Origin of the sequence: Streptococcus vestibularis ATCC 49124 (genome assembly GCF_000188295.1) — a bacterium.
GTDB classification, from domain to species: domain Bacteria; phylum Bacillota; class Bacilli; order Lactobacillales; family Streptococcaceae; genus Streptococcus; species Streptococcus vestibularis.
The window spans coordinates 902,513-908,646 of the sequence record NZ_GL831112.1 but is presented as its reverse complement, the minus strand read 5'-3'; the positions used below and the strand labels follow the sequence as shown (position 1 = coordinate 908,646).

Annotated in this window: 9 protein-coding genes; 1 reads left to right on the top strand and 8 read right to left on the bottom strand. The window is 39.1% G+C overall.

Translation table 11 applies throughout. The annotated features are described in order from the left end of the window. The 8 genes from HMPREF9425_RS10515 to HMPREF9425_RS10500 form a co-directional block, all read right to left on the bottom strand. A partial coding sequence (locus tag HMPREF9425_RS10515; RefSeq protein ID WP_003097131.1) for a family 1 glycosylhydrolase occupies positions 1-554 on the bottom strand: 554 nt, incomplete at its 3' end. After that, on the bottom strand, positions 517-900 hold the full coding sequence (locus HMPREF9425_RS10510) for a family 1 glycosylhydrolase (protein ID WP_003097129.1): 384 nt from the start codon (positions 898-900) through the stop codon (positions 517-519). The genes HMPREF9425_RS10510 and HMPREF9425_RS10515, both read right to left, overlap by 38 nt. A 207-nt stretch (positions 901-1,107) precedes the next feature. Next, positions 1,108-2,244 (bottom strand): AI-2E family transporter, encoded by a 1,137-nt coding sequence (locus tag HMPREF9425_RS04505; protein ID WP_003092608.1) that lies wholly within the window; start codon positions 2,242-2,244, stop codon positions 1,108-1,110. 78 nt (positions 2,245-2,322) lie between these two features. Continuing rightward, positions 2,323-2,919 (bottom strand): histidine phosphatase family protein, encoded by a 597-nt coding sequence (locus HMPREF9425_RS04500; protein WP_003097127.1) that lies wholly within the window; start codon positions 2,917-2,919, stop codon positions 2,323-2,325. Beyond that, positions 2,916-3,524, bottom strand: coding sequence for a histidine phosphatase family protein (locus HMPREF9425_RS04495; protein WP_003097124.1), 609 nt, complete (start codon positions 3,522-3,524; stop codon positions 2,916-2,918). Before HMPREF9425_RS04495 ends, HMPREF9425_RS04500 begins: the two co-directional genes overlap by 4 nt. Continuing rightward, positions 3,521-4,123 (bottom strand): histidine phosphatase family protein, encoded by a 603-nt coding sequence (locus HMPREF9425_RS04490; protein WP_037621460.1) that lies wholly within the window; start codon positions 4,121-4,123, stop codon positions 3,521-3,523. Before HMPREF9425_RS04490 ends, HMPREF9425_RS04495 begins: the two co-directional genes overlap by 4 nt. Before the next feature lie 4 nt (positions 4,124-4,127). Continuing rightward, positions 4,128-4,334 carry an HAD hydrolase family protein gene (locus HMPREF9425_RS10505; protein WP_003097121.1) on the bottom strand — a complete coding sequence of 69 codons (207 nt, stop codon included), beginning with the start codon at positions 4,332-4,334 and terminating at the stop codon, positions 4,128-4,130. A 2-nt stretch (positions 4,335-4,336) separates the two neighbouring features. Next, on the bottom strand, positions 4,337-4,834 hold the full coding sequence (locus HMPREF9425_RS10500; protein ID WP_003097119.1) for an HAD hydrolase family protein: 498 nt from the start codon (positions 4,832-4,834) through the stop codon (positions 4,337-4,339). Positions 4,835-5,116: 282 nt separating this feature from the next. Between HMPREF9425_RS10500 and HMPREF9425_RS04475 the strand changes: the two genes are divergently transcribed. Then, positions 5,117-6,094 carry a phosphodiester glycosidase family protein gene (locus HMPREF9425_RS04475; protein WP_037621457.1) on the top strand — a complete coding sequence of 326 codons (978 nt, stop codon included), beginning with the start codon at positions 5,117-5,119 and terminating at the stop codon, positions 6,092-6,094. Positions 6,095-6,134: the final 40 nt, after the last annotated feature.

Genomic DNA, 6,134 nt, shown 5'->3' with positions numbered 1-6,134 from the left:
AATATTTCCTTTACCAATCGTATAGTCTTCTGTATTGTATGCTGTGCGACAGACATGTAATAAGAGAATGAAATAAAATCAACGATATTCTTCAAAATTTCATCATCGCCAGGGGCAAATTGTATTCCAATACTATGCTTTTTTGAAATATCCTTTAATGTAAGTCGGATATTTCCCACGTGCATGAATATCCGAGAGAGATAGTTTTGATTTTCAAACTCGTGAATAGCCAACTGTTCCAAAGAATTAGCTGTCATTCCATAAGCTGGCATGGCAAGAACCATACAACCAATCTTAAAATCAGGGTTGATGTCATGACCAATCTTGGTTGCTGAAGCTGAAGCGACTAATTCGTGGTAGACTGCTTGGTAGAGTTCCTGTTTAGATAGCTTTTCCATGAGAGTTGCAATACCACCTGACATGAACGGTGCATGTAGAACAGAGTTCACTTCATTAAAGGTCAACCAATATTTGACCTTATCTTTATAACGTGTGAAGACGGTGCAAACATAGTTTTCATAAAAACCAATTAATTTTACGATTAGTCCATCCATTGTATTCACGCGCCAAGTTTAGAGGTGTTTCATAGTGAGACAAGGTTACAAGTGGTTCAATGCCGTACTTAGCCAATTCATCAAAGACTTTATCGTAGAAGGCTAGTCCTGCTTCATTTGGCTCAGCATCATCACCATTTGGGAAAATACGAGACCATGCAATTGACATATGAAAGACCCTGAAGTCCATCTCTGCCAAAAGTGCTATGTCCTCTTTATAACGGTGATAGAAATCTATACCTTCTAGCTTTAGATTATCTGGTGTTGGTTCTTCAGTAATCAAAGGATTCAAAGCCCCAGGTTCAAAAGGGACACCACCTTTTGGAGTCACATCCTGGACAGACAAACCTTTACCATCTAGGTTATAAGCACCTTCAAACTGGTTGGCAGCTGTTGAACCACCCTAGAGAAATTCTTTCGGAAATGTATAAGTCATCTTTTATCTCCTTGTATTGTTCAATTTACTCATAGTTTAACACTTAGAAAACGATTGCAATTATATTATTGAAATCTGATACTATAACACGAAAAAACAGACCGAAGTCTGTTTGAATTAATCACTATTTTCTAAAGAAGCAACTGCTTTGGCTTCTTCGCGTGTAACCACATTATCCTTAACAATCTGATAAAGGGTTGCGGCTACTGGAACGGAAACCAACATACCCAAGATCCCCGCTAAGGCAGATCCTATGGTAATGGCAAAGATAACCCAAATGCCTGGAAGTCCGGTAGAACCACCAACCACATAGGGATAGATGAGATTTCCTTCAAACTGTTGCAGAATAACCACGTAGGCAACAAACAAAAGTGCCAAGGTCACGGAATGAGTCATAATCAAAATGGTACCAATGGTAACACCAATATAGGCACCCACAACTGGTATCATTGCTGAAAAGCCAATCAGGATAGAAATGGTCGCAGCATAAGGAAAATTAAAGATACGCATCCCAATATAACATAAGGTCCCCAAAATGCAGGCTTCAATAGACTGATAGACAAAGAAATTGCGGAAACGATTATTTAGAATACCAACCACATAGTGGAAAGTTTTACCATAACGCCCCAAATAGACATCTACTAAGCGATTAACCTGATTACCAAGTTTCTCCTTCCCAGCTAAGACATAGCAAGAAAAGACAACACTAATAAAGAGATTAATCAAAGTTGACGGTAGGCTAGTCAAGGAAGTCAAGAAATTCGTCAAACCAGTCATGATTTGTTGAAGTAACTGAGCACTGTAGCTATTGATTAGCTCTCTAACCTGTGTCACACCACCCAGGTCTTGGATAACCTTCTGCAAAGATTTGTTCTTAAGTAACCAATTAATCAAATTATTAATAGCCGAGCGATCTTGACTAATCAAGGTATTGATACTGTCAATCAAATCAGGAAGGACAGTGAATACTACCCAAGTAAAGACCAAACCGATGGTCGCAAAAGCCAAGAGCAGGGAAACGGGACGTTTAATTTTAGTGATAAAACCAAATGGTATAAACTTGACCAGTATTTTTTCATAAAAAGACATCAGGATATTGACCACAAAGGCAATTCCCGCTCCAACTAAGAAGGGCTGACTGGCGACAAATATCGTGTTACAAATCGAAACAACTGTTTCCCAATAGGTATATATCAAGAAACAGCTGAAAAACAGCACAGCCATCCAAATGAACTGATTTTTTGTAAACTTCATAGGCACTCCCAAATTTAAAATACCCTTCCATTATACACTAAGAAAGGGGTTCTTACTATCTTTGTTTAAAGAAAGAAACTAAAACTCCATGAATTCTTGATCAGTTAAAGGATCTATTAGTTTGACAAAGTGAAAGTCCGATCCATCGTAATCAAAGACCAAGATGGCACAATTGCCTGGACAAGACTGAAAGGCACGCTCTGGCTCAACAGCATGAAGAAAAGTCATCAAGGCTCCAGCGTGACTAACAGCTAAAATGGACTGGCCTGGATGTTTATCTACTATCTCCCTTGCACCATTTACAACTCGTTCTACAAACTGGGCTTGACTTTCCCCTCCAAACTTAGCATAATGGTCACCGAAATGGCCCTGAATTTGAGTTTTAGGATGAAGATACTCTGGCTGACCCTCAAAGATACCAAAATGCATTTCTTTAAGTCCCCTAACACGTTTATAATCAGTACGCCCAGTAGCCAATTCAAGCGTATCAGAAGCCCTTTCAGTTGTCGTGCAGTAATAATGATCAAAAGCCATATGATGTTTTTCAAAATAAGCACGCACCTGACGAGCTTGGTCTCTACCTTTTTCAGTCAAGGGCGAGTCACACCACCCTTGAATCCGATTAAGTGTGTTAAAAAGTGTTTGACCATGTCGCATTAAATAGAATCTTGTCATCCTTCTCCTCCGTAGATATACTCTTCTTCCACAGGGTTATAAATTGAAACCAATTCAAATTGACCTTGATTATAGGTAAAATGTAAGATAGAACAATTTTTAAGGCCATGAATATCTGGAACAGGATCTAAAACACGCCTACAGAACTGCAAAATAGATGGACCATGACTAACAAGCAAGGACTTAGAGCCCTCGGCCACACTCTCCATGATAGCTCTAACAGTCAACTCCATACGATCCCGGACTTGAGTTGTACTTTCACCACCAAATTGAACAAAGAAATCACCAAAGCCTTGTCCATCAGGTAAGGCTTTAGGGGTAAGATATTCTGGTTGCCCCTCAAAAGATCCAAAATCCTGTCCTCTAAGACCTTTAAGTCTTTCATAATCTGTTCGTCCTGTCACAATTTCTAGAGTATCGCTAGCTCTCTCAGAGGTTGACGTAAAGACATGATCAAAAATTGTCTCTTGCTTGGCTAGATACTGACCAGCCTTTTTAGCCTGTTCAATCCCGACTTCCGTCAAAGGAGCATCGCAGACCCCTTGAATCCTATGTTGAGCGTTAAATCGTGTTTGTCCATGTCTCATTAAATAAAATTCTTTCATAATGTCACCTCTAAACCAGAAATCGGGTCAACCACCTGAAGGAGTCCCAATTGCCCTTTGTTATAATCATAAACACAAATATTGCAGTTACCAAAGCCTATCCCTTCAGGAAATGGCAAATCCATAGTAATAATTAACCCCCATAAAGCCGCTCCATGACTAACAAATAGAAGATTCTCAGCACCCTCCTTAGTATGTTCTTCTGCTTTCTCTATGACAGTCTTTAAAACCCTCTGTCCAACCTTGCGAATATCTTCGCCACCGTATGGGACCAAGAGATCTTCAAAAGATCGTGAACCTGGACGATGTTTGGGTAGGAGATGCTCTGGTTGAGCTTCAAAAGACCCAAAATTCATTTCTTTAATTCCCTTGAGCTGGGTTACAGTGTACTCAGGCGCCACAATCTTTGCCGTGTCAGTTGCTCTCTCTTGCGTAGATGAACAGACAGCATCAAAAGAAATACCTTTCTCCGCAAAGTACTGCTTAGCTTGTTCTGCCTGACAGATTCCATTTTCAGTTAGAGGAGAGTCACACCATCCCTGAACACGCTTTTGTGTATTAAATAATGTCTCACCATGTCTCATTAAATATAACTTCATTACTTTACCACCCTTTTTTACGATAACCTAAATAATCTTCTAAGATAGTCAATACCCCTTGATCCTTATGGTGCGGTGCTATTTGGTCTGCCACTTGCAAAAAAGCAGGGCTGGCATTTTCCATCGCATAAGAATGACTAGACATACGCAGGAGCTCAATATCATTATCGCCATCACCAAAGGCCATAACATTTGCCTCAAACAAATCCAATCTTAAGTGTGAACTCCTTTTTGAATGAAATCAATGGCACCAAAACCGCTTGGAACATCGACAAGATTACCATCGAAATCACGATTAAAAGCCTCTGAAACACGATTAGCTTCTTCAGGACTCAGTAACATTGTAATTTTGATGAAATCATCATCTAACTCCTCCAGCCCATTCAAACGCTGAATGGCAGCTTCTAGGGCTTTTTGCTCTTCTTCTGTTATCATCTCAAAATTAACCCTAGACCCTTTTAACATATAGTAGCCTTGAGCACCATTAAATATAGTTGCTTTAGCTAACAAATCATAATTAAAATACCTTAGCAAATTTTCAACATCATTAGATCCCATGAACTCCTGACACAGAAGCTTGTCATAGCTAACCACCTGTCCACCATTTTCAGCTACAAAATGCAGGCGGTCAAAAGTCTCTGCAAACATGGGTTTAAGACTACTCATACTATTAGCTGATGCAACGACAAAGTGCATATCACGCGCAGCCATAGCATCTCAAATATGATTAAAACGCTCCTTATCATAGCTTCCTTTATCCTCTAAAAATGTCCCATCCCTATCTGATGCAATCACCTTAATAGACATAAAGTACCTCCTTGACTAACTTACTCTTATTATAACCTTTTTAGAAAACTCTTACCAGTATCATGATAGGAAAACTGATACTATTCTTGGATATTTAATGTTCTTAAGATTGTGTTGCCAGCCTAGATTGTTTATAATGATAGTATGAAATTAAAAAAATTTTTAAGAATGCTATTTTATCTTCTAATGATAGGTGCTATAGTTGGTGGACTGCTCTACCTCACCATCTATTTCAACAATCGAGATATTAAAAAGCTTTCCATGCCATCAGACAAGGATGGATTGACCTTTAACATAGAAAATAAGGAGCTCCTCGACCAGTCAGTCCTACTTGAAAAAGGCAGTATTAAGAATGTAGATATGCAAATTCTATCTTTCAAAAAAGACGGAAAGTATGTCCTTCAAAAAGGGAGAACCGAAGATAATAATCCTGAACTCACAGAGCAAAGTATTAAGTACGAGGCTAATCGTAGAGAAGCTCTTGCTCTGATTAACTCAGGTTTTTGGTCTTATGAGGGTCTAGATCGTCCTTTCGCTCAAAAAGAAATCAAACTTGGCAAAACTGGCCTTCTTTATGGGGATGATCAAAATAATATAACTGCTGGGACCTATCCTAATATAGACACGGCACAAATGTTCACACACATGGGAAGTAACGGTTGGGATACAGGTGCCTTCGGAATTATCGTTAAGGATAAAAAGCTAGATAAAAATTGGGAAAAAGGTGATCCTGACCAACCGAATGCCCGTTCTATTTACGTCGAGACCTATGATGGTATTATCCATATTATCCAAACCTACGGCCACACTTCTCTCAATAAAGGATTAAATCACGAAGATATTTATAATCTTTTGAAAAATTTAGGCTACTCAAATATTCGCCTAGCTTTCTTACTTGATGGTGGTGGAACGACTCGCATGTACACCCGATCTGACAATGGTAAAGAAAAGGTTGTTGGCGCCTTTGTTGATGACAGAACCTATATTGAGTACCTCTATCTCGCCAAGCGTGACAGCAATGCTACTGATCCATATATATGGCGTGATCAAGAGCTCGTAAAAGCAGGTAAATCCAAGTCAATCACTTATAAGGACTATATTGAAGCAATCTTTTCAAATGGAACAGTTCCAGGAACCCAATACCAATTTGAAATCTCTAAATAATGGCTCTATAATTTCTGTAGTGGGTAAAACCACTATAGAG

Bases quoted from the DNA above. Each gene is read 5' to 3' on its own strand.
- HMPREF9425_RS04505 (WP_003092608.1), bottom strand. From the start codon at position 2,244: ATGAAGTTTACAAAAAATCAGTTCATTTGGATGGCTGTGCTGTTTTTC.
- HMPREF9425_RS04500 (WP_003097127.1), bottom strand. From the start codon at position 2,919: ATGACAAGATTCTATTTAATGCGACATGGTCAAACACTTTTTAACACA.
- HMPREF9425_RS04495 (WP_003097124.1), bottom strand. From the start codon at position 3,524: ATGAAAGAATTTTATTTAATGAGACATGGACAAACACGATTTAACGCT.
- HMPREF9425_RS04490 (WP_037621460.1), bottom strand. From the start codon at position 4,123: ATGAAGTTATATTTAATGAGACATGGTGAGACATTATTTAATACACAA.
- HMPREF9425_RS10500 (WP_003097119.1), bottom strand. From the start codon at position 4,834: ATGGCTGCGCGTGATATGCACTTTGTCGTTGCATCAGCTAATAGTATG.
- HMPREF9425_RS04475 (WP_037621457.1), top strand. From the start codon at position 5,117: ATGATAGGTGCTATAGTTGGTGGACTGCTCTACCTCACCATCTATTTC.